General features: G+C 70.0%; 19 protein-coding genes and 1 pseudogene. 5 read left to right on the forward strand and 15 right to left on the reverse strand.

Going from position 1 to position 20,590, the window contains the following annotated elements:
- Positions 1-32 precede the first annotated feature (32 nt).
- The gene (gene wrbA / locus BN971_RS19605; protein WP_085180718.1) at positions 33-644 is read left to right on the forward strand and encodes an NAD(P)H:quinone oxidoreductase; all 612 of its coding nucleotides are present in this window, start codon (positions 33-35) and stop codon (positions 642-644) included.
- Between the two features lie 6 nt (positions 645-650).
- On the opposite strand, the gene ilvC is transcribed toward wrbA, so the two are convergent.
- The 3 genes from ilvC to BN971_RS19620 are packed head-to-tail and all read right to left on the reverse strand — an operon-like array spanning position 651 to position 4,076.
- The gene (gene ilvC, locus BN971_RS19610; RefSeq protein ID WP_085180717.1) at positions 651-1,652 is read right to left on the reverse strand and encodes a ketol-acid reductoisomerase; all 1,002 of its coding nucleotides are present in this window, start codon (positions 1,650-1,652) and stop codon (positions 651-653) included.
- 51 nt (positions 1,653-1,703) lie between these two features.
- Positions 1,704-2,207 (reverse strand): acetolactate synthase small subunit, encoded by a 504-nt coding sequence (gene ilvN / locus BN971_RS19615; RefSeq protein WP_085180716.1) that lies wholly within the window; start codon positions 2,205-2,207, stop codon positions 1,704-1,706.
- The gene (locus BN971_RS19620; protein ID WP_085180715.1) at positions 2,208-4,076 is read right to left on the reverse strand and encodes an acetolactate synthase large subunit; all 1,869 of its coding nucleotides are present in this window, start codon (positions 4,074-4,076) and stop codon (positions 2,208-2,210) included.
- A 337-nt stretch (positions 4,077-4,413) separates the two neighbouring features.
- Between BN971_RS19620 and BN971_RS19625 the strand changes: the two genes are divergently transcribed.
- Positions 4,414-4,752, forward strand: coding sequence for a PH domain-containing protein (locus BN971_RS19625; protein WP_085180866.1), 339 nt, complete (start codon positions 4,414-4,416; stop codon positions 4,750-4,752).
- A 7-nt stretch (positions 4,753-4,759) separates the two neighbouring features.
- Here BN971_RS19625 and BN971_RS19630 read toward each other — a convergent pair whose 3' ends face one another.
- Positions 4,760-5,617: a DoxX family protein gene (locus tag BN971_RS19630; protein ID WP_085180714.1), complete on the reverse strand. Its 858-nt coding sequence runs from the start codon at positions 5,615-5,617 to the stop codon at positions 4,760-4,762.
- A gap of 220 nt (positions 5,618-5,837) precedes the next feature.
- Between BN971_RS19630 and BN971_RS19635 the strand changes: the two genes are divergently transcribed.
- On the forward strand, positions 5,838-6,959 hold the full coding sequence (locus BN971_RS19635; RefSeq protein WP_085180713.1) for a PQQ-dependent sugar dehydrogenase: 1,122 nt from the start codon (positions 5,838-5,840) through the stop codon (positions 6,957-6,959).
- Between the two features lie 6 nt (positions 6,960-6,965).
- On the opposite strand, the gene BN971_RS19640 is transcribed toward BN971_RS19635, so the two are convergent.
- From BN971_RS19640 to gatC, 6 genes are all read right to left on the reverse strand, one after another.
- Positions 6,966-7,532 (reverse strand): flavin reductase family protein, encoded by a 567-nt coding sequence (locus tag BN971_RS19640; protein WP_372512008.1) that lies wholly within the window; start codon positions 7,530-7,532, stop codon positions 6,966-6,968.
- A 62-nt stretch (positions 7,533-7,594) separates the two neighbouring features.
- On the reverse strand, positions 7,595-9,106 hold the full coding sequence (gatB, locus tag BN971_RS19645) for an Asp-tRNA(Asn)/Glu-tRNA(Gln) amidotransferase subunit GatB (protein WP_085180712.1): 1,512 nt from the start codon (positions 9,104-9,106) through the stop codon (positions 7,595-7,597).
- Positions 9,107-9,174: 68 nt separating this feature from the next.
- On the reverse strand, positions 9,175-10,365 hold the full coding sequence (locus BN971_RS19650) for a MinD/ParA family ATP-binding protein (protein ID WP_249262750.1): 1,191 nt from the start codon (positions 10,363-10,365) through the stop codon (positions 9,175-9,177).
- Positions 10,366-10,656: 291 nt separating this feature from the next.
- Positions 10,657-11,688 (reverse strand): ATP-dependent 6-phosphofructokinase, encoded by a 1,032-nt coding sequence (locus tag BN971_RS19655; protein WP_085180710.1) that lies wholly within the window; start codon positions 11,686-11,688, stop codon positions 10,657-10,659.
- A 117-nt stretch (positions 11,689-11,805) separates the two neighbouring features.
- Positions 11,806-13,287 (reverse strand): Asp-tRNA(Asn)/Glu-tRNA(Gln) amidotransferase subunit GatA, encoded by a 1,482-nt coding sequence (gatA, locus tag BN971_RS19660; protein ID WP_085180709.1) that lies wholly within the window; start codon positions 13,285-13,287, stop codon positions 11,806-11,808.
- Positions 13,284-13,583, reverse strand: a complete 300-nt coding sequence (gene gatC, locus BN971_RS19665) for an Asp-tRNA(Asn)/Glu-tRNA(Gln) amidotransferase subunit GatC (protein ID WP_090350466.1) — start codon at positions 13,581-13,583, stop codon at positions 13,284-13,286. The genes gatA and gatC overlap by 4 nt, the downstream gene beginning before the upstream one ends.
- A 169-nt stretch (positions 13,584-13,752) precedes the next feature.
- Here gatC and BN971_RS19670 point away from each other — a divergent pair, with 169 nt between their 5' ends.
- On the forward strand, positions 13,753-14,409 hold the full coding sequence (locus tag BN971_RS19670; protein ID WP_090350502.1) for an ACT domain-containing protein: 657 nt from the start codon (positions 13,753-13,755) through the stop codon (positions 14,407-14,409).
- A 7-nt stretch (positions 14,410-14,416) separates the two neighbouring features.
- Here BN971_RS19670 and ligA read toward each other — a convergent pair whose 3' ends face one another.
- Together ligA and BN971_RS19680 are read right to left on the reverse strand one after the other, a co-directional pair.
- Positions 14,417-16,495: an NAD-dependent DNA ligase LigA gene (ligA, locus tag BN971_RS19675; RefSeq protein ID WP_085180706.1), complete on the reverse strand. Its 2,079-nt coding sequence runs from the start codon at positions 16,493-16,495 to the stop codon at positions 14,417-14,419.
- A 135-nt stretch (positions 16,496-16,630) separates the two neighbouring features.
- Positions 16,631-17,422, reverse strand: a pseudogene (locus BN971_RS19680) (uroporphyrinogen decarboxylase/cobalamine-independent methonine synthase family protein); the annotation flags it as partial.
- On the opposite strand from BN971_RS19680, the gene BN971_RS19685 reads away from it, so the two are divergent.
- Positions 17,312-17,944 (forward strand): sensor domain-containing protein, encoded by a 633-nt coding sequence (locus BN971_RS19685; RefSeq protein ID WP_428978068.1) that lies wholly within the window; start codon positions 17,312-17,314, stop codon positions 17,942-17,944. The pseudogene BN971_RS19680 and the gene BN971_RS19685 overlap by 111 nt on opposite strands.
- A gap of 1 nt (position 17,945) precedes the next feature.
- On the opposite strand, the gene BN971_RS19690 is transcribed toward BN971_RS19685, so the two are convergent.
- The 3 genes from BN971_RS19690 to BN971_RS19700 are packed head-to-tail and all read right to left on the reverse strand — an operon-like array spanning position 17,946 to position 20,578.
- On the reverse strand, positions 17,946-18,230 hold the full coding sequence (locus BN971_RS19690) for a hypothetical protein (RefSeq protein WP_085180704.1): 285 nt from the start codon (positions 18,228-18,230) through the stop codon (positions 17,946-17,948).
- Positions 18,231-18,281: 51 nt separating this feature from the next.
- Positions 18,282-19,400: a tRNA 2-thiouridine(34) synthase MnmA gene (mnmA, locus tag BN971_RS19695; RefSeq protein ID WP_085180703.1), complete on the reverse strand. Its 1,119-nt coding sequence runs from the start codon at positions 19,398-19,400 to the stop codon at positions 18,282-18,284.
- Entirely contained in the window at positions 19,397-20,578 is a 1,182-nt protein-coding gene (locus BN971_RS19700; RefSeq protein WP_085180702.1) for a cysteine desulfurase family protein, read from the reverse strand. The genes mnmA and BN971_RS19700 overlap by 4 nt, the downstream gene beginning before the upstream one ends.
- Between the last annotated feature and the right edge of the window lie 12 nt (positions 20,579-20,590).

Below are 20,590 nucleotides of genomic sequence, written 5' to 3' on the forward strand. Positions count from 1 at the left end.
TCGGCAGTCCGCACCGGGCCTACGATGACGCGATGACCAAACTCGCCGTCATCTACTACTCGGCCACCGGCCACGGCACCACCATGGCGCAACGCGTCGCGTCCGCCGCGCAATCCGCGGGCGCCGAAGTCCGCCTCAGGCATGTCGCAGAGACCCACGACCCGGCCTCGTTCGCGCACAACCCCGCGTGGAGCGCGAATTACGAAGCGACCAAAGACCTTCCGGTCGCCACCGGCGAGGACATCGTGTGGGCGGACGCGGTGATCTTCGGTTCACCCACCCGTTTCGGTTCTCCGGCGGCGCAATTGCGTGGCTTCCTCGACTCGCTGGGTGGCCTGTGGGCGCAGGGCAAGCTGGCGGACAAGGTGTACGCGGGCTTCACGTCGTCCAACACCCTGCACGGCGGGCAGGAAACCACCCTCGTCAGCCTTTACATCACGCTGATGCATTTCGGCGGCATCATCGTGGCGCCGGGCTACACCGACCCGCTGAAGTTCGTCGACGGCAATCCCTATGGGGTGAGCCTGGTTTCCACCCACGACAACATCAGCGAGTTCGACTCCGAAGCCGACCGGGCCACGGGCGACGCCCTCGTTCACCTGGCCCGGCGGGTGGTGTCGGTGGCCGACCGGCTGGCGAGCTGACCGCAGTTACGCCGTCTCGGTGATCGGGCGGTCGACCCAGCTCATCAAGTCGCGCAGCTTCTTTCCGGTGACCTCGATGGGGTGCTCGGCGTTCTCCTTGCGCAGCTGCTCGAGCTGCTTGTTGCCGCCCTCGATGTTGGCGACGAGCTTCTTGACGAACGTGCCGTCCTGGATCTCGTGCAGGATCTCGCGCATCCGATCTTTCGTGCCGGCGTCGATGATCCGCGGACCGGAGAGGTAGCCGCCGAATTCGGCGGTGTCGGACACCGAGTAGTTCATCCGCGCGATGCCGCCCTCGTACATCAGGTCGACGATCAGCTTGAGCTCGTGCAGCACCTCGAAGTACGCCATCTCCGGCGGGTAGCCCGCCTCCACCATCACGTCGAAACCGGCCTTCACCAATTCCTCGGTGCCACCGCACAACACGGCCTGCTCGCCGAACAGGTCGGTCTCCGTCTCGTCCTTGAACGTGGTCTTGATGACACCGGCCCGGGTGCCGCCGATGGCCTTGGCGTAGGACAGCGCCAGCGCCTCGCCGCCGCCGGTCGGGTCCTGGTCGACGGCGATCAGGCACGGCACGCCCTTGCCGTCGACGAACTGGCGGCGCACCAGGTGGCCGGGCCCCTTCGGGGCGACCATCGCGACAGTGACCTCGGCCGGCGGCTTGATCAGCCCGAAGTGAATGTTGAGGCCGTGCCCGAAGAACAGCGCGTCGCCGTCCTTCAGGTTGGGCTCGACGTCGTTCTTGAAGATGTCCGCCTGGGCGGTGTCGGGCGCCAGCAGCATGATCACGTCGGCCCACTTGGCGACCTCGGCCGGGGTGTCGACGTCCAGTCCCTGCTCGGAAACCTTGGCCCGCGACTTGGATCCCTCCTTGAGCCCGACGCGCACCTGCACGCCGGAGTCGCGCAGGCTCAGCGAGTGCGCGTGCCCCTGGCTGCCGTAGCCGATGACGCCGACCTTGCGGCCCTGGATGATCGACAGGTCTGCGTCGTCGTCGTAGAACATTTCCAATGCCACTGTGTAGTTCCTTCTGTTCGATGAGTTACTTGGCGGTGCCTACTTGGTGCCCATCCCGCGCGCGCCGCGGGACAACGACACCACCCCCGATTGGACGATTTCGCGGATGCCGAACGGCTCCAGCACCCGCAGCAGCGCCTCGATCTTGCCGCGGTTACCCGTGGCCTCGATGGTCAGCGCCTCCGTCGACACGTCGATGACCTTGGCGCGGAACAGGTTCACGGCCTCGATCACCTGGCTGCGGCTGCCGGCGTCGGCGCGCACCTTGATCAGCGCCAACTCCCGGGACACCGAATTGTCCTCGTCCAGCTCGATGATCTTGATGACGTTGATCAGCTTGTTGAGCTGCTTGGTGATCTGCTCGAGCGGAGTCTCCTCGGCGGACACCACGATGGTCATCCGCGACATGTCCTTCTGCTCGGTCGGACCGACGGCCAGCGACTCGATGTTGAACCCGCGCCGGGAGAACAGCGCCGCGATGCGGGCGAGGACGCCGGGCTTGTCCTCGACGAGCACCGACAACGTGTGTGTGGTGGCACTCATTTAGGCGTGTCCCTCGCTTTCGTCGTCGAAGAGCGGGCGGATGCCACGCGCGGCCTGGATTTCGTCGTTGCTGGTGCCGGCGGCGACCATCGGCCACACCTGGGCGTCGGCGCCGACGATGAAGTCGATGACGACGGGCCGGTCGGTGATCGCGCGCGCCTGGTTGATGGCGTCCAGCACGTCTTCTTCACGCTCGCAACGCAATCCGACGCAACCCAACGCCTCGGCCAGCTTGACGAAGTCCGGGATGCGGTGGGAGTGCGTGGCCAGGTCGGTCTGGGAGTAGCGCTCCTGGTAGAACAGCGTCTGCCATTGGCGCACCATGCCCAGGTTGCCGTTGTTGATCAGCGCCACCTTGATCGGCACACCCTCGATCGCGCAGGTGGCCAGCTCCTGGTTGGTCATCTGGAAGCAGCCGTCCCCGTCGATCGCCCACACTTCGGCCTCGGGACGCGCGATCTTGGCGCCCATGGCCGCCGGGATGGCGAACCCCATGGTGCCCAGGCCGCCGGAATTGAGCCAGGTGCGCGGCTTTTCGTAGGAGATGAACTGCGCCGCCCACATCTGGTGCTGGCCGACGCCGGCGACGTACACCGCGTCCGGACCGGCGATCTGCCCCAGCTTTTCGATCACGTACTCCGGGCTCAGGCTGCCGTCGCTCTGCGGACCGTAGCTCAACGGATAGGTGGACCGGACCTCGTCGAGATATGCCCACCAGTCGGTCAATTCGAGGGCGACCGGTATCTCGCGGTGCCGGAGCATGGAAATGAGATCGGTGATGACGGCCTTGACGTCGCCGACGATCGGCACGTCGGCGTGGCGGTTCTTGCCGATCTCGGCGGGGTCGATGTCGGCGTGGATGATCTTGGCCTCGGGGGCGAAGGTGTCCAGCTTGCCGGTCACCCGGTCGTCGAAGCGGGTGCCCAGCGCGATCAGCAGGTCGCTGCGCTGCAGCGCCGCCACCGCGGCGACGGTGCCGTGCATGCCGGGCATGCCCAGATGCTGACGATGGCTGTCCGGGAACGCGCCGCGCGCCATCAGCGTGGTGACCACGGGGATGCCGGTCAGCTCGGCCAGCTCCAGCAGCTCCTCGGTCGCCTCGCCGCGGATGACGCCGCCGCCGACGTACAGCACCGGTTTGCGTGCCGCCGCGATCAGCTTGGCGGCCTCGCGGATCTGCCGGTTGTGCGGTTTGGTGTTCGGCTTGTAGCCCGGCAGGTCGAGTTCCGGGGGCCAGTCGAAAGTGCACTCGCCCTGCAGGACGTCCTTGGGGATGTCGACGAGCACCGCACCCGGGCGTCCCGACGAGGCGATGTGGAAGGCCTCGGCGATCACGCGCGGGATCTCGTCGCCGGAGCGGACGAGGAAGTTGTGCTTGGTGATCGGCATCGTGATGCCCGAGATGTCGGCCTCCTGGAAGGCGTCGGTCCCGATCAGCGTGCGCCCGACCTGCCCGGTGATCGCGACGACGGGGATCGAGTCCATCTGCGCGTCGGCCAGCGGGGTCACCAGGTTGGTCGCGCCGGGACCCGACGTGGCCATGCAGACCCCGACCTTGCCGGTGGCGTGCGCGTAGCCGCTGGCGGCGTGACCGGCGCCCTGCTCGTGGCGGACCAGCACGTGGCGCAGCTTCTTCGAATCGAACAGCGGGTCGTAGACGGGCAGCACGGCGCCGCCGGGAATCCCGAAGATCACCTCGACGTCGAGTTCCTCAAGCGATCGGATGACCGACTGGGCGCCGGTAACCTTCTCCGGCGCAAGGCGTTTCGGTTGCGCGGCCGGGGCGGCCGCGGCGGATTCCGCAGCGTCCGAGGCGATGTCGGCGGCGCGCTGCTTTGGCGTGGCGTGTGGCCTGGCGGGAGCGCTCACTGTCCTTTGGTCCCTACTTGTTGTCGAAGTCTCGTTGTGGGCAAGAAAAAACCCCCGTCAGCTCAGCTGCTGCACGAGGGTCGCGTTGGTGCTGGATCGCTTCAAATGCTGACGAGCAAGTCAGGCACCAACGCGCCGACTAAGTACTACAAGCATTCCGGGCTTTCCGGCGATATCCATAGCGTCCGACGGTAGCCTTCGCACAGCTCAGCCGTCAAATCCCGGGCCCGCGGCCGAGGTCGGCCGGTGTGCGCCCACGGCGTCGCCGCCGGTCTGCGGGCGGTGGGATGATGCGGGGGTGGTTACCGCATCCCCCGTCGTCATCAAGGTGTCGCCCATGGCGCACCTCGCCGTCGGGTACCTGACCCTGGGACTGCTGATACCGGTGCTGGTGTGGCCGCTGTCCGCGCCGCTGCTGCTGATCCCGGCGCTGTTGTCGGCGTCGGTCGTCCGGCTGCGCACCGTCGCCGACGACAACGGCGTGACCGTTCGGACGCTGGTGGGCGCCCGGACGGTGGCCTGGGATGACATCGAGGGGCTGCGTTTCCACCGCGGATCCTGGGCGCGCGCGCACCTCAAAAGCGGTGCGGAGCTGCGACTGCCCGCGGTGACGTTCGCGACGTTGCCCCAGCTGACCGAGGCCAGCTCCGGGCGGGTTCCCAACCCCTACCGGTGAGCGCGCGTCAGGCGATCGGATTGACGCCGTTGAGCAGCACCCACACGCCGACGCCGGCGGCGATGCCGACCAACAACGCCACGAACGACCCGATGAAGGGCCGGTGGGCCCAGCCCCGGCCGGCGTCCAGGCCGTAGCGGCCCGGTCCGCACAGGATGACCGCGATGGCCAGCACGATCAGCGTGATCTGGTACTCGTGGCCCTGCGGCAGGAAGAACGCGAAGGCGTGTGACCGCGAGCCGCCCGAGACGGTGGCCAGCAGGCCGTTGATCAGAAAAGCCAACGCGCCCGCCGCGGCCACCGGGGTGAACAGGCCCAGTACCAGCAGCACGCCCGCCACGACCTCGCCGCCCGCGCTGACGTAGGCGAGGATGTCGGCGTGGTGGTAGCCGACGTCGGACAGCGAATTCCGTAGGCCGCTCAGTCCCCCGCCGCCCCACCAGCCGGTGAGTTTTTGCAGGCCGTGGGCGGCCAGCACCACGCCGAGGCCGACCCGCAACACCAGCAAACCGAGGTGCTGGGTTCCGCGCCGCCCGGCCGCGCGCGCGGGGTCGTTTCGGTCGTCGGCATCGATCTGCGCCGGTTCGGTCGCCGAAATCGGTGCGGGCTGCGCGGCCGCGTGCGGCTGAACGTACGGCAGCGGCTCCTGATGGTCGAGGATGTTGTAGCTGGACCCGCCGGGCCCGTCCGTGTGGCCGGGGTCCTGGTACGGGATGACGGTGGTGGTTCCGAAGTCACCCGGATAGCCCACGGGGGTCAGGTCGTCTTCGGGATCGACCAGGCGGGCGGAGGCCGGTCGTCCCGGGGTCGGCGCCGGCGCTTCACCGGGGCGCTGCCAATGTGCGTCATTCGGTTGACTGGTCACAGGTGTCAGGGTAAGGGCAATTGGCCCCGAATTGGGGATTTGAGCGGCGCTTTCGGCGGGTTAGTGTGCCAAGCGGGCCGGAATTGGGCCAAAATCGCCTCCCGGGCCGTCCCGACGCGCCCCGGGCCGGGGGGCCCGCGGCGGAGAATACGGGCGTTCTCGGGCCGCGGGCGGCCATGCGTGTGGCGGCCACGACCGCAGATTCCGTAGCCTGTCGGTCATGCGGGTAGGGAGCTCGGTTCGAGGCGGGCTCGTCGTGTTGTGCGCGGCGGTACTCGTCTCGAGCGGGTGCGCGCGGTTCAACGACGCCCAGTCGCAGCCGTTCACCACCGCGCCGGAACTCAAGCCGCAGCCGAGTTCGACGCCTCCCCCGCCGCCGCCCCTGCCGCCGACGCCTTTCCCCAAGGCCTGCCCGGCCCCGGGCGTCATGCAGGGCTGCCTGGAGAGCACCAGCGGCCTGATCATGGGACCCGACAGCAAAACCGCGCTGGTCGCCGAGCGGACCACCGGCGCCGTCAAGGAGATCGCCGTCAACGCCGAGCCGAAAGTGAAGGTGGTGATCCCGGTCGACCCGTCGGGTGACGGAGGCCTGATGGACATCGTGCTGTCGCCGACCTACAGCCAGGATCGCCTGATGTACGCCTACATCAGCACGCCGAGCGACAACAGGGTCATCCGCATCGCCGACGGCGACATCCCCAAGGACATCCTGACCGGAATTCCCAAGGGCGCCAACGGGAACACCGGGGCGTTGATCTTCACCAGCCCGACCACCCTGGTCGTCATGACCGGCGATGCGGGCAATCCCGCGATGGCCGCGGACCCGAAGTCGCTGGCCGGCAAGGTGCTGCGCATCGAGCAGCCGACCACCATCGGCCAGGCCCCGCCGACGACGGCGCTGTCCGGCGTCGGCTCCGGCGGCGGCCTGTGCATCGACCCGGTCGACGGCTCGCTGTACGTCGCCGACCGGACCCCGACGGCGGATCGGCTGCAGCGCATCACCAAGACCTCCGAGGTGTCCACGGTGTGGACCTGGCCGGACAAGCCCGGCGTGGCCGGCTGCGCGGCCATGGACGGGACCGTGCTGGTCAACCTCATCAACACCAAACTCACCGTCGCGGTCCGGCTCGCACCCTCGACCGGGGCCGTCACCGGTGAACCCGACGTCGTCCGCAAGGACACCCACGCCCACGCCTGGGCGTTGCGGATGTCGCCGGACGGAAACGTGTGGGGCGCGACCGTCAACAAGACCGCCGGGGACGCCGAGAAGCTCGACGACGTGGTGTTCCCGTTGTTCCCGCAGGGCGGCGGGTTCCCGCGGAACAACGACGACAAGACGTAACGCGGTTCAGATGCCACCGAGGGTGAATCTGACGACGCCGTAACGGCGTGTCGCGTCGCCCGACGCACTGTCGAACAGCCGATGCGACGCGTCGTGCCCGGGATCCACGTCGTCGAAATCCGAGAGGTAGAGCGGATCGTCGGAGCACTCGGGGGCCCAGGTGGCGACGGGCTCCAGCAGGTACTGCACGTGATCGCCGACGTCGAACCGATCCAGCGTCCTGCCGACGAACCACGCGATCGCCTCGTCGAGGACCGGCATCCCCTGAGGACCGGCGCGCCACGAGCACCGGTCGAACGGGTTGAGCGCGGGCCCGGTCGGACCGCCGAACAGTTCGGCCAGCCCGCGTTGCTGCCGCGAAAGGACGTGCACCGCAAGGTGTTGCGACTGGCTCGCCACTTCCCAGGTGTCGCTGCCCTTGGCGATCGCTGCGGAAAACCTCGGCGGGTCGACGCCGGACTGGTTGGCGAAGGCGACCAGGCAACCCGACGGGCGGCCGTGCAGCTGCGTCGTCACCACGAACACCGGGCAGTCCAGCATCGACATGAAGTCTTCGAACGATTCGTCCAGCACGCCAACATCATCGTTGCGCGCGACCGCTTGCGGGGCCGAATCGGGTCGGAAGTGAAACCCGGTCAGCCCTGGCCGCAGGCGGCCAGCACCATGTCGCGCACCCGGGCGGCGTCGGCCTGGCCCCGCGTGGCCTTCATCACAGCACCGACGATGGCGCCCGCGGCCGCTACTTTGCCGCCCCGGATCTTCTCCGCGACGTCGGGATTGGCGGCCAGCGCTTCGTCGACGGCGGCCTGGGTGACCGAGTCGTCGCGCACCAGCTCCAGGCCGCGGGCGGCCATCACCTCCCCGGGTTCGCCCTCACCGGCCAGCACGCCCTCCACGACCTGACGGGCGAGCTTGTTGGAGAGCTTGCCCTCGTCGACCAGTGCGACCACCGCGGCGACCTGGGCCGGGGTGATGGCCAGCTCGTCGAGTCCGATGCCGGCCTCGTTGGCCTTTTGCACCAGGAAGTTCCCCCACCAGGCGCGCGCCTGCTCGCTGGGCGCACCCTGCGCGATGGTCGCGGTGACCAATTCGACGGCGCCAGCGTTGACCAGATCGCGCATCACCTCGTCGGACACGCCCCACTCCTGCTGCAGCCGCTTGCGGCCGAGCCACGGCAGTTCCGGGATAGTCTGCCGCAACTTGTCGACGAGCTCGCGGCTGGGCGCGACGGGTTCCAGGTCGGGCTCGGGGAAGTAGCGGTAATCCTCGGCGGTCTCTTTGGTTCGACCGGGGCTGGTGTAGCCGGCCTCGTGAAAGTGCCTGGTCTCCTGCGTGATACGGCCGCCGTTGGCGAGTACCGCGCCCTGGCGCTGCATTTCGTAACGCACCGCGACCTCGACGCTGCGCAGCGAGTTGACATTCTTGGTCTCGGTCCGGGTGCCGAATTCGGCTGCCCCGGTTGGCTTGAGCGACACGTTGGCGTCACACCGCATCGAGCCCTGGTCCATGCGAACGTCGGAAACATCCAAGGCGCGCAACAGGTCTCGCAGGGCCGTCACGTACGCGCGGGCGATCTGCGGCGCGCGGGCACCGGTGCCGACGATGGGCTTGGTGACGATTTCGATCAGCGGCACGCCGGCGCGGTTGTAGTCGAGCAGCGACGTGGTCGCGCCGTGAATGCGGCCGGTCTCGCTGCCCAGGTGCGTGAGCTTGCCGGTGTCTTCTTCCATGTGCGCCCGCTCGATGTCCACCCGCCAGGTGGTGCCGTCTTCCAGCGGCACGTCCAGGTTACCGTTGACGGCGATCGGTTCGTCGTACTGGGAAATCTGGTAGTTCTTCGGCATGTCCGGGTAGAAGTAGTTCTTGCGCGCGAAGCGGCACCACGGCACGATCTCGCAGTTGAGCGCGAGCCCGATCCGGATCGCCGACTCCACCGCGCTGCGGTTGAGCACCGGTAGCGAACCCGGCAGCCCGAGGCACACGGGGCACACCTGGGTGTTGGGTTCGCCGCCGAAGCGGGTGGAGCAGCCGCAGAACATCTTGGTCGCGGTGGACAGCTCGACATGGACCTCGAGGCCGAGCACCGGGTCGAACCGCGCGATGACGTCGTCGTAGTCCATGAGTTCGGCGCCGGCAGCAACAGTCATGCCGCCGATTTTAGTGGTGACCGCGAGGGCGGCGGAGCCGGGCGACAGCGCAGCGGAGCCGGGCGAGATCAGATGGGGCGGGGCCGAGCGGCCGAACCCGGGCGCAGGTCGCGGTTGGCGGCGCGGCCCGGGAACATGTCGGCCAGCGTGGCGGCCATCTCCAGGTAGCTACGCCTGCTTTCCCTGCTCATCCGGTCCAAGGAGATCTGTTGGCCGTCATGGACGTGCCGGTCGAACGGGAGCACCACCGTGGCGGCGACGCGAGCCGACAACTGCTCGAGCTCCTTGGCCGCCACGTTGTCCACCCTGCCCGGCTCGACGTGGTTGATCACCAGCACGGTCGACTTCAGCCGCGAACGATAGCCGTTGTGGGACAGCCACTCCAGGGAAGTCTTGGTCTTGCGTACGGCGTCGAGGGCGGTGCTGGTGACCACCACGAGCGCACAGGACTCCGGCAGAACCGCTTCCATCTCAGGCGAATTCAGCGCCTTGGGGCAATCGACCAGGACCACCGAATAGTGCTGTCGCAGAATGGAAAACGCCCTTGCGACGCCGTGACGGTCCAGCCGCCAGTCGGTGCGGGCATAGTCCGGCAGGCCCAGCACCTCGAGGCCGAAACTGTTCATGTAGGTGTGGGCCCGCACATCGCCGTATTCCGCGACGGTGTCGTCGGCAAGCAGATCGGCCATGCTCAGCGGGTTGCGGCGACCGTGCCGCTCCGCCAGGTCGCCGGCGTCGATATCGACGGCGAGGATCCGATCGTGACGCACGTGGGCGAAGGTCGAACCGAGGGCTTCCACCACCGCGGTCTTCCCCACGCCGCCCTTGAGATTGAGGACCGCGATCGGGAACGCGCCGCCCACCACGGTGCGGATGCGGGCCCGCAGCGCCTGTTCGTACCGGGAATCCTTGCCGGGACCCAGATCGATCCTGGTCAGGCGGTGAACCAACTCTCGCCAGCCCGACCTCCCCGACTGGTCGCCGTCACGCTCGTCGAGGCCGTCGAGGGCGGTGCCGCCCGCTCCGCCTTGGCCGCCGGTGGCATTGCCGGAGCCGGCGTCGATGGTCGCATTACCGCCGGCGCCGCCGGTGCCGCCGGTGGCACCTGCCCCGGTGGCGATGCCGCCGGTGCCGCCACCGCCGGCCGTGATGAGATATGTGTTGGCGGCGTTGTTGACTTCGACGTTGCCGCCGGCGCCACCGGCGCCGCCGGTGCCGGTCGTACTGATACCGCCGTTGCCGCCGGTGCCCGCGGCCACGACACCGATTCCACTGGTCGACGCATCGCCGCCGTTGCCGCCGGCGCCGGCTCACCCGGAAGCCGCCACCCGGGCAGCTCCGGCTGATGCATCGGCGGACCTGATGGCCCCCCCGCCAGTCGTGCAAACTCGGCTCCGCGCGAACCGCGGTTGCTCATATCCCCGGTATAACCGCTTTCCAGCGATTCGGAAACCACAAATCCGCACGGACCGGCCCGACTTTGCCATTTCGGCGACAAATTTCAGCCCTCTTAAATTCGGCGCCACCCGCCGTTTGCCGAATCCGCCGGGTCAGCCGAAGAAGGCCGCCGCGTCGTCGTAGCGGCTCTCGGGCACCAGCTTGAGTTGACGCACCGCGTCGGCCAGCGGCACCCGGCCGATGTCCTGCCCGCGCAGCGACACCATCTGGCCGTACTCCCCCGCGTGCGCGGCGTCAGCGGCGTTGACGCCGAAGCGGGTGGCCAGCACGCGGTCGTAGGCGGTAGGGGTGCCGCCCCGCTGGACATGGCCCAGCACGGTCACCCGGACCTCCTTGTTGATCCGCTTTTCCACCTCCACGGCCAGCTGCGCGGCGACGCCGGTGAAACGCTCATGGCCGAACTCGTCAAGCCCGCCCTCCCGCAAGGAGATTGAGCCGGCGACCGGCTTGGCGCCTTCGGCGACCACGCAGATGAAGTGCGAATCCCCGCGCTGGAAGCGACGTTTGACGAGCCGGCACACCTCCTCGACGTCAAAGGGCTGTTCGGGAATCAGCGTCATGTGTGCGCCGGAGGCCAGCCCGGCGTTCAACGCGATCCACCCCGCGTGTCTGCCCATCACCTCGACCAGCATCACCCGCTGATGGGATTCGGCGGTGCTGTGCAACCGGTCGATGGCGTCGGTCGCGACGGTCAACGCGGTGTCGTGGCCGAAAGTCACATCTGTGCAATCGATGTCGTTGTCGATGGTCTTGGGCACCCCCACCACGGGAACGTTTTCCTCCGAAAGCCAGTGCGCCGCCGTCAGGGTGCCTTCACCGCCGATCGGAATCAGGACGTCGATCCCGTTGTCGTCGAGGGTCTGCTTGATCTGGTTCAGCCCGGCCTTGAGTTTCTCGGGGTGGACGCGCGCGGTGCCCAGCATCGTGCCGCCCTTGGCCAGCAGCCGGTCGTTGCGGTCGTCGTTCTGCAACTGTATGCGCCGGTTCTCCAGCAAGCCGCGCCAGCCGTCCTGGAAGCCGACGACCGACGAGCCGTACCGGGCGTCACAGGTGCGCACCACCGCCCGGATGACGGCGTTGAGCCCGGGGCAGTCGCCGCCTCCGGTCAGAACTCCGATCCGCATGCCCTTATCTTGCACCGTGGCAGGCCAACCCCGCCGAGCAGACGCAGAATCGCACCGCAACGGCGCTATTCGTGCGATTCTGCGTCTGCTCGCCAGGGAGCGGTGCCCGCTCGGCGCCTAGATGGCGGTGGGCAGCGGGCCGCGGGCCGCCTCGTAGGCGGCCCCCACCCGGTACAGCCGGTCGTCGGCCAGGGCGGGCGCCATGATCTGCAGCCCCACCGGCAGCCCGTCGTCCGGCGACAACCCCGACGGCACCGACATGCCGCAGTGGCCGGCCAGGTTCAGCGGCAGCGTGCACAGGTCGAACAGGTACATCGCCAGCGGGTCGTCGACCTTCTCCCCGAGCCGGAACGCGGTGGTCGGAGTCGTCGGCGAGACCACCACGTCGACCGATTGGTAGGCCGCGTCCAGGTCACGGGCGATCAGCGTGCGCACCTTCTGCGCCTGGTTGTAGTACGCGTCGTAGTAACCGGCCGACAGTGCGTACGTGCCGATCATGATGCGGCGCTTGACCTCTGGGCCGAACCCGGCGGCCCGGGTCAGCGCCATCACCTCCTCGGCGCTGTGGGTGCCGTCGTCACCCACCCGCAGGCCGTAGCGCATCGCGTCGAAGCGCGCCAGGTTGCTCGACACCTCCGACGGCAGGATCAGGTAGTAGGCGGCCAGCGCGTACTCGAAGTGCGGGCAGTCCACCTCGGTCACCTCGGCGCCCAGCGCGGTCAGCCGCTCGACGGCGGCTTCGAACGACGCCAGCACCCCCGGCTGGTAGCCCTCGCCGCGCAGCTGCTTGACCACGCCGACCCGCACGCCGCGCAGATCACCGGACGCTCCGGCCCTGGCGGCCCCGACCACGTCGGGGACCTCGGCGTCCACCGAGGTCGAGTCGCGGGCGTCGTGCCCGGCGATCACCCGGTGCAGCAGCGCGGTGTCGAGCACCGTGCGCGCGCAGGGACCGCCCTGGTCCAGCGACGACGCGCACGCCACCAGCCCGTACCGCGACACCGTGCCGTAGGTGGGTTTGACGCCGACGGTCGCGGTCAGCGCGGCCGGCTGGCGGATGGAGCCGCCGGTGTCGGAGCCGATGGCCAGCGGCGCCTGGAACGCGGCCAGAGCCGCCGCGCTGCCGCCGCCCGACCCGCCGGGCACCCGGTCGACGTTCCACGGGTTGCGGGTGGGGCCGTAGGCGGAGTTCTCCGTCGAGCTGCCCATCGCGAACTCGTCCATGTTGGTCTTGCCCAGAATCGGGATGCCCGCGGCGCGCAACCGCAGGGTGAGCGTGGCGTCGTAGGGCGACCGCCAGCCCTGAAGGATCTTGGACCCACACGTGGTCGGCATGTCGATGGTGGTGAAGACGTCCTTGAGCGCCAGCGGGACCCCGGCCAGCGCCGACGGCAGCCGCTCCCCGGCGGCCACGGCGTTGTCGACGGCCGCCGCCGCCGCGAGCGCCTCGTCGGCGGCCACGTGCAGGAAGGCGTGAAACCGATCGTCGGTCGCGTCGATCTGGTCCAGGCAGGCCCGCGTCACCTCGGTCGAGGAAACCTCTTTGGCGGCGATCCGGGCGGCCAGCGTGGCGGCGTCGGATCGGATGAGCTCGGTCACTCGGGGTCCCCCAGGATCTGGGGTACCGCGAACCGGCCGTCGGCGGCCGCGGGCGCCTCGGCCAGCGCCTCCTGCTGGGTCAGGCACGGCGTCGGCTCGTCGGGGCGGGGGATGTTGACTTCGCTGAGCGGGTTGCCGGTCGCTTCGACGCCGGTGACGTCGACGGCCTGGACCTGGCTGACGTGCGTCAGGATCGCGTCGAGCTGTCCGGCGAAGCTGTCGAGTTCGGCGTCGGTCAACGCCAGGCGGGACAGCCTGGCCAGGTGCGCCACCTCGTCGCGGGAGATTTGGGACACGAGCGCAAAGCCTATCCCGGCCGGGTCGCCCGCGAGTGTGCGGCTGGCTTCACATTCGGCGCCGAGCGTGCGGCCGGCCGCACGCTCGAGCGACGGGCCGGGGCGGCGAGGGCGACGACCCCGGCCGGCCGAAATGCCGTCGAAACGTCCCTGTGTAACAGTGTTGGCCGTGCCGTCGTATCTCCTGCGGGTCTCGCTGCTGGACCGCCCGGGCAGCCTGGGCTCGCTGGCGGTGGCGCTGGGTTCGGCGGGCGCGGACATCCTGTCGCTGGACGTGGTGGAGCGCAGCTCGGGCTACGCGATCGACGACCTGGTCATCGAACTGCCCCCGGGCGCCATGCCCGACCGGCTGATCACCGCCGCGGAGTCCCTGACCGGCGTCCGGGTGGACAGCGTCCGGCCCCACACCGGGTTGCTGGAAGCGCATCGGGAGCTGGAGTTGCTCGACCAGGTCGCGGCCGCCACCGACAACCACTCCCGGCTGCAGGTCCTCGTCGACGAGGCGCCCCGGGTGCTGCGCGTCAGCTGGTGCACGATCCTGCGCGATTCGAACGGCCAGTTGCAGCGCCTCGCCGACAGCCCCGGCACGCCGGAAACCAAGGCGACCTCGGCCCCATGGCTGCCGATCCACCACGCGGCGGCGCTGGACAACACCGCCGACTGGGTCCCGCAGTCATGGCGCGACATGGACACCACGATGGTGGCGGCGCCCCTGGGCGACCCGCAGACCGCGGTGGTGCTGGGCCGGCCGGGCCCGGAGTTCCGGCCTTCCGAGGTCGCCCGGCTGGGCTACCTCGCCGGCATCGTCGCGACGATGTTGCGCTGAGCGGCCATTACTCCGGCTGCGTGGCCGGCCCCTCGGCCAGCAGCCGGCGGAAGCCGTCCTCGTCGAGGACCGGGACACCGAGTTCGACGGCTTTGTCGTATTTCGAGCCGGGGGAATCGCCGGCGACGACGTAGTCGGTCTTCTTCGACACCGAGGCCGCGGCCTTCCCGCCGCGCGCAATGATCGCCTCCTTGGCGTCGTCGCGGGAGAAGCCGGTCAGCGAACCGGTCACCACGATCGTCAGCCCCTCCAGCGTTCGCGGCACGCTCGCGTCGCGCTCGTCGGCCATCCGCACGCCGGCGGCGCGCCACTTGTCGACGATGGTGCGGTGCCAGTCGACGGCGAACCACTCGGTGACGGCGGCGGCGATCGTCGGGCCGACGCCCTCGACCCCGGCCAGCCGCTCGGTCGAGGCCGCCGTGATCGCGTCCAGGTCGCCGAACTCCGTGGCCAGGGCGCGGGCGGCCGTCGGCCCGACGTGCCGGATCGACAACGCCACCAGCACTCGCCACAACGGCGCGGCCTTCGCTTTGTCGAGGTTGGCCAGCAGCCGTTTGCCGTTGGCCGACAACGCGCCGGCCTTGGTGCGGAACAGCTCGGTGTGCAGCAGGTCGTCCTCGGTGAGGGTGAACAGGTCGCCCTCGTCGGTGATCACTCCCGCCTTCAACAGCGCGATCGCGGCCTCGTAGCCCAGGCCCTCGATGTCGAACGCGCCGCGACCCGCCACGTGGAACACCCGCTCCCGCAGCTGCGCCGGGCAGGACCGGGCGTTGGGGCAGCGGATGTCGGCGTCCCCCTCCTTGGCCGGGGCCAACGGGGTGCCGCATTCGGGACACGTTGTGGGCATGACGAATTCGCGTTCGGTCCCGTCGCGCAGGTCGACGACGGGGCCGAGCACTTCGGGGATGACGTCGCCGGCTTTGCGGATCATCACGGTGTCGCCGATCAGCACACCCTTGCGCTTGACCTCACCGGCGTTGTGCAGGGTGGCCAGCCCGACCGTCGACCCGGCCACCTTCACCGGCGTCATGAAGGCGAACGGCGTGACCCGCCCGGTGCGCCCGACGTTCACCCGGATGTCGAGCAACTTGGTCTGCGCCTCCTGGGGCGGATACTTGTAGGCCACGGCCCAGCGGGGCGCCCGCGACGTCGCGCCCAACCGCCGTTGCAGCGCGAAGTCGTCGACTTTGACCACCACGCCGTCGATCTCGTGCTCGACGTCGTAGCGGTGCTCGCCCCAATAGGTGACCCGGTCCTCGACGGCGGTGAGGCCGCGCACGCGGGACGTCTCCTCGGCCACCGGCAGCCCCCACGCCCGCAGCGCCGTGTAGGCCTCGTGCAGGGAACCGGGCCGAAATCCGTCGACGCGGCCGAGGCCGTGGCAGATCATCCGCAGCTTGCGCCGGGCCGTGACCGCCGGGTTCTTCTGCCGCAGCGACCCGGCCGCGCTGTTGCGAGGATTGGCGAACGGCGCCTTGCCGTCCTCGACCAGGCTGGCGTTGAGCGCCTCGAAATCGGCCAGCATGAAGAACACCTCGCCGCGCACCTCAAGGAGGGCCGGCACCGGGAATTCGGCACTGTCCGTGAGCCGTTCGGGGACGTCGCTGATGGTGCGGGCGTTGAGGGTGACGTCCTCGCCCACTCGTCCGTCGCCGCGGGTGGCCGCGCGCTCGAGTCGGCCGTCGCGGTACACCAGTGACAGGGCGACCCCGTCGATCTTCAGCTCGCACAGGTAATACGGGTCGCGGCCGATCTCGTTCTCCACGCGGGCGCTCCACGCGGCGAGCTCGTCGCGGTCGAACACGTCGTCGAGGCTCAGCATCCGCTCGAGGTGCTCGGCCTCGGTGAAGTCGGTGGCGAAGCCGGCCCCGCCGACCAGTTGCGTCGGCGAATCGGGCACCCGCAGCTCCGGGTGGCGCTCCTCCAGCGCGAGGAGTTGATTGAACATGGCGTCGAAGTCGGCGTCGGAGATGATCGGCGCGTCCTTGATGTAGTAGCGGAACTGGTGTTCGCGGACCTCCTCGGCCAGTTCCTGCCACTGGCGCCGCGCGTCGGGCGGCACCTCCTCCGTTTCTGCCGAGCTCACCTTCGCAGGCTATCGAAGGGCGCCGACGCCATCCCGGGGCGCCGGCGCACGACGAGATTGCCGTGATGGTCGTCCGTAGCGCCCGAGTCACGGCAATGGCGGCACTCCCGGCGCACCAGAGGCCGCCAAATGCCATCAGATCGCGTCGGGATCCTGCGCGAACGCCTCGGCCGCCTTGGCCGCGAGCTCGATCGCGGTGCGGGCCCATTGCGGCGTCGCGCCGGCTAGACCGCACGCCGGCGTGACGCCGACGCGATCCCGCAGGGCCGACCGCGCGAAGCCCAGGCGGTCGGTCACCGCGACGAGCGCTCCGGCCACCTCTTCGGCCGACGGCCGCCGCTCCGGCGCCGCGGCGGGAACCACGCCGAGGATCACGGTGCGGCCCGACTCGACGAAGGCGGCCATGCCGTCGAGGTCGGCCGCCGTCAGCGTCGTCGGGTCCACCGACACCGCGTGAATCGTACTGCGCTGCAACAACTCCCACGGGATGCCGGCGGCGCAGCTGTGCAGCGCCACGTCGGCGCCGGCGGCCGCGACGCAGGTGTCGATCAGCGCCCCGGCCACCGCCTCCTCCAGCGGGGCGACCGGGCTCAGCGAGGTCACACCGGTCAACCGTCCGCCCAATGCCGTCGGCAGCAACGGTTCGTCGAACTGCACCACCACCGGCGTCTCGAGCCGCCGGGCCAGGTCCGCGCGATGCGCCGCGACACCCTCGGCCAGCGACGCCGCGAGATCACGCACGGCGCCGGGGTCGGTGATCGCCCGATGGCCGTTGGCCAGCTCGAGGCCCGCCGCCAGCGTGATCGGCCCCGGGGCCTGCACCTTGACCACGCGCCCGCCGCCGCGCAGCCCGGCCACCTCCCAGGCTTCCTCCAGGGCGTCGCAGTCCTCGTCGAGGAGGCTGATCGCGCGGCGGGTCACCCGGCCGTGCACGGGGTCGACGTCGACACCATCCTGCTGGACCAGTCGCGGATGCGCGCGATCACCGGCGCCGGCGAGCACCTGTTCATCATTCCGTCGATGGACGGCACCAACCCCGTGGACATCGACGCCCTGGCGGACAGCACACCGAAGGAGTGCCGATTCGTGTTCGCCGAGACGGCGACGTTCGGGCCCGACGTCGAGGAGTTCCACAAGACGACCTTCCAGGACCCGCCGGACGGCGCGCTGATCTCCGAGGGCGCGGCGGCCTACCGCGACGCCGACACCGCCCGGCACGCGTTCGGCGCACTGGTGACCGCGGTCGGCGACTGTGCGGCCGGCTCCTCGGGCCAGACGTTGGTCGGCGACTGGAACGCCGACGCCAGGTCGCTGCACCTCGCGCCCGGGGGCTGCGGCCGCGACTACCGGGTCTTGTCGGTGGCTCTGCTGGAGGTCACCTTCTGCGGTTTCCCGCAATCGGTTTCGGACATCGTGATGACGAACATCGCCGCCAACATCCCCGGCTAGCTCACCAGTGTGCGGTCGACGTCAGTTCGAAGTCGGGCCGGCCGCAGTGGATCCACATCACAACGTGCAACACGGAGAAGGCCACGGAGACCGCCAAGGCGGCGACCGCCAGGCCGAAACCGGTTTCACCGCGCCGCTTCGCCTGGCGCAACCCGACGAGCGCCAGGGCGCCGCTCACAGCCGGGCTGCCGTACATCCCCATCAGGCTGAGGACAAAAGCAGCGACGGCAAAAGCGTTGGTCTGAACACACGGCGCGGCCGTGGCGGCCGCCTGATTGCTGCTCACGCTGTCGATACCCTCCCGCCGCTGCACGGTTGCCCGCGGCTGTCGGGAGAACTATTCGGGACGGCCCTGCACGGATTCTTGACGAATTCTTGGCACGCCGGACGTGTCGGCGATGGTCGCGCTCCCGAGCACCTCGTCGCCGTCGGGATCGGGCCGGTAGAGCACCAGCGTCTGCCCGCGCGCCACCCCGCGCAGCGGGGTGCGCAGCCGCACCACCAGGCCGTCGCCCGACAATTCGGCCACGGCCTCCACAGCTTCGCCGTGCGCACGCACCTGGACCGCGCATTCGACCGGCCCGGCCGGGGCCGCCCCCGCGGTGAAAACGGGGTCGCGCCCGACGAGCCCGCGGACGTCGAGGTCGGCCGCCTCGCCGACCCGGACGGTCGCGGTGCGGGCGTCGATGGCCGTCACGTAGCGGGGCCGGCCGTCGGGGCCGGGCCCGGCGATGCCCAGGCCCTTCCGCTGCCCGATGGTGAAACCGTGCACACCCTCGTGGGTGGCCAGGACCTCCCCGTCGCCGGCGACCACACTGCCGCGGCGCACACCGATGCGCTCCCCGAGAAAGGCGCGGGTGTCACCGGACGGGATGAAGCAGATGTCGTGGCTGTCCGGCTTGTCGGCGACCGCCAGGCCGCGGGCCGCGGCCTCGGCGCGGATGCGGGGCTTGGGCGTATCGCCGATCGGGAAAGCCGCGTGGCGCAACTGTTCTGCGGTCAGCACGGCCAGCACGTAGGACTGGTCCTTGTCGTGGTCGACGGCGCGGCGCAGGCGGCCGCCCGAGAGCCGGGCGTAGTGGCCGGTGGCCACGGCGTCGAAGCCGAGCGCACACGCCTTGGCGGACAACGCGGAGAACTTGATCCGTTGATTGCAGCGCACGCACGGGTTGGGCGTTTCCCCGCGCGCGTAGGACTCGACGAAATCGTCGATGACCTCCGCCTGGAACTTCTCCGCGAAATCCCAGACGTAGAAGGGGATTCCGAGCACATCGGCGACGCGGCGGGCGTCCGAGGCGTCCTCCTTGGAGCAGCAGCCCCGCGACCCGGTGCGCAGTGTCCCCGGCGCGGCGGACAGCGCCAGGTGCACGCCCACCACGTCGTGGCCGGCGTCGACCATGCGGGCGGCGGCGACCGAGGAGTCGACGCCACCGCTCATGGCGGCGAGGACTTTCATTGGATGACCCCCGCGGCGGCCAGGGCGGCCCGGCGCGCACGGTCCACCGCCCCGGGCAGCACCCGCAGCACGGCGTCCACGTCCGCGTCGACGCTGGTGTGCCCCAGGGAGAGTCGCAACGAGCCCCGGGCGCTGGCCGGGTCGGCGCCCATCGCGATGAGCACGTGCGACGGCTGGGCGACACCGGCGGTGCAGGCCGACCCGGTCGAACACTCGATTCCGTTGGCGTCCAACAACATCAGCAGGGCGTCGCCCTCGCAGCCGCGGAAGGTGAAGTGCGCGTTGCCCGGCAGCCGGTGCGGATCGCGAGCGCCGTTGAGGCGCACGTCGTCGACGCCGGCCAGGACCCCGTCGACGAGGCGGTCGCGCAGGGCCCGCAATCGGGCGCCGTTGGATTCGAGCCCGTCGACCGCGATCCGCGCCGCGGTCGCCATCCCCACGGCACCGGCGACATCCGCGGTGCCGGACCGGATGTCGCGTTCCTGCCCGCCGCCGTGCAGCAGCGGGACGCAGGCGACGTCGCGGCGCAGCAACAGCGCGCCCACGCCGGGAGGTCCGCCGAACTTGTGCGCGGTCAGGCTCAGCGCCGACAGCCCGCTGGCGGCGAAGTCGACCGGCACCTGCCCCACGGCCTGAACCGCGTCGCTGTGCATGGGAACACCGAACTCGGCCGCCACGGCGGCGAGTTCGGCGACCGGCAGCACGGTGCCGACCTCGTTGTTGGCCCACATCACCGATACCAGCGCCACGTCGTCGTGGCTTTCCAGCGCCTCGCGCAGCGCCGCCGCCGACACCGACCCGTCACGCGCGGTCGGCAGCCAGGTCACGACGGCGCCTTCGTGTTCGGCGAGCCAGCTCACCGAGTCCAGCACGGCGTGGTGTTCGACCTGGCTGGTGATGATGCGCCGCAGCCGCGGATCGGTGTCGCGGCGGGCCCAGTAGATGCCTTTGACGGCGAGGTTGTCGCTCTCGGTGCCGCCCGCGGTGAAGATCACCTCCGACGGGCGCGCGCCCAGTCTGTCCGCGATCAGCTCGCGGGATTCCTCGACGCGCCGCCGGGCGGTCCGGCCGCTGGTGTGCAGCGACGAGGCGTTGCCGACCGTCCCGAATACGGCCGTCATCGCCTCGACGGCGGCGGGGTGCATCGGGGTGGTGGCGGCGTGATCCAGGTAGGCCATGACGCGACCCAC

Source organism: Mycobacterium bohemicum DSM 44277 (assembly GCF_001053185.1).
GTDB lineage: Bacteria > Actinomycetota > Actinomycetes > Mycobacteriales > Mycobacteriaceae > Mycobacterium > Mycobacterium bohemicum.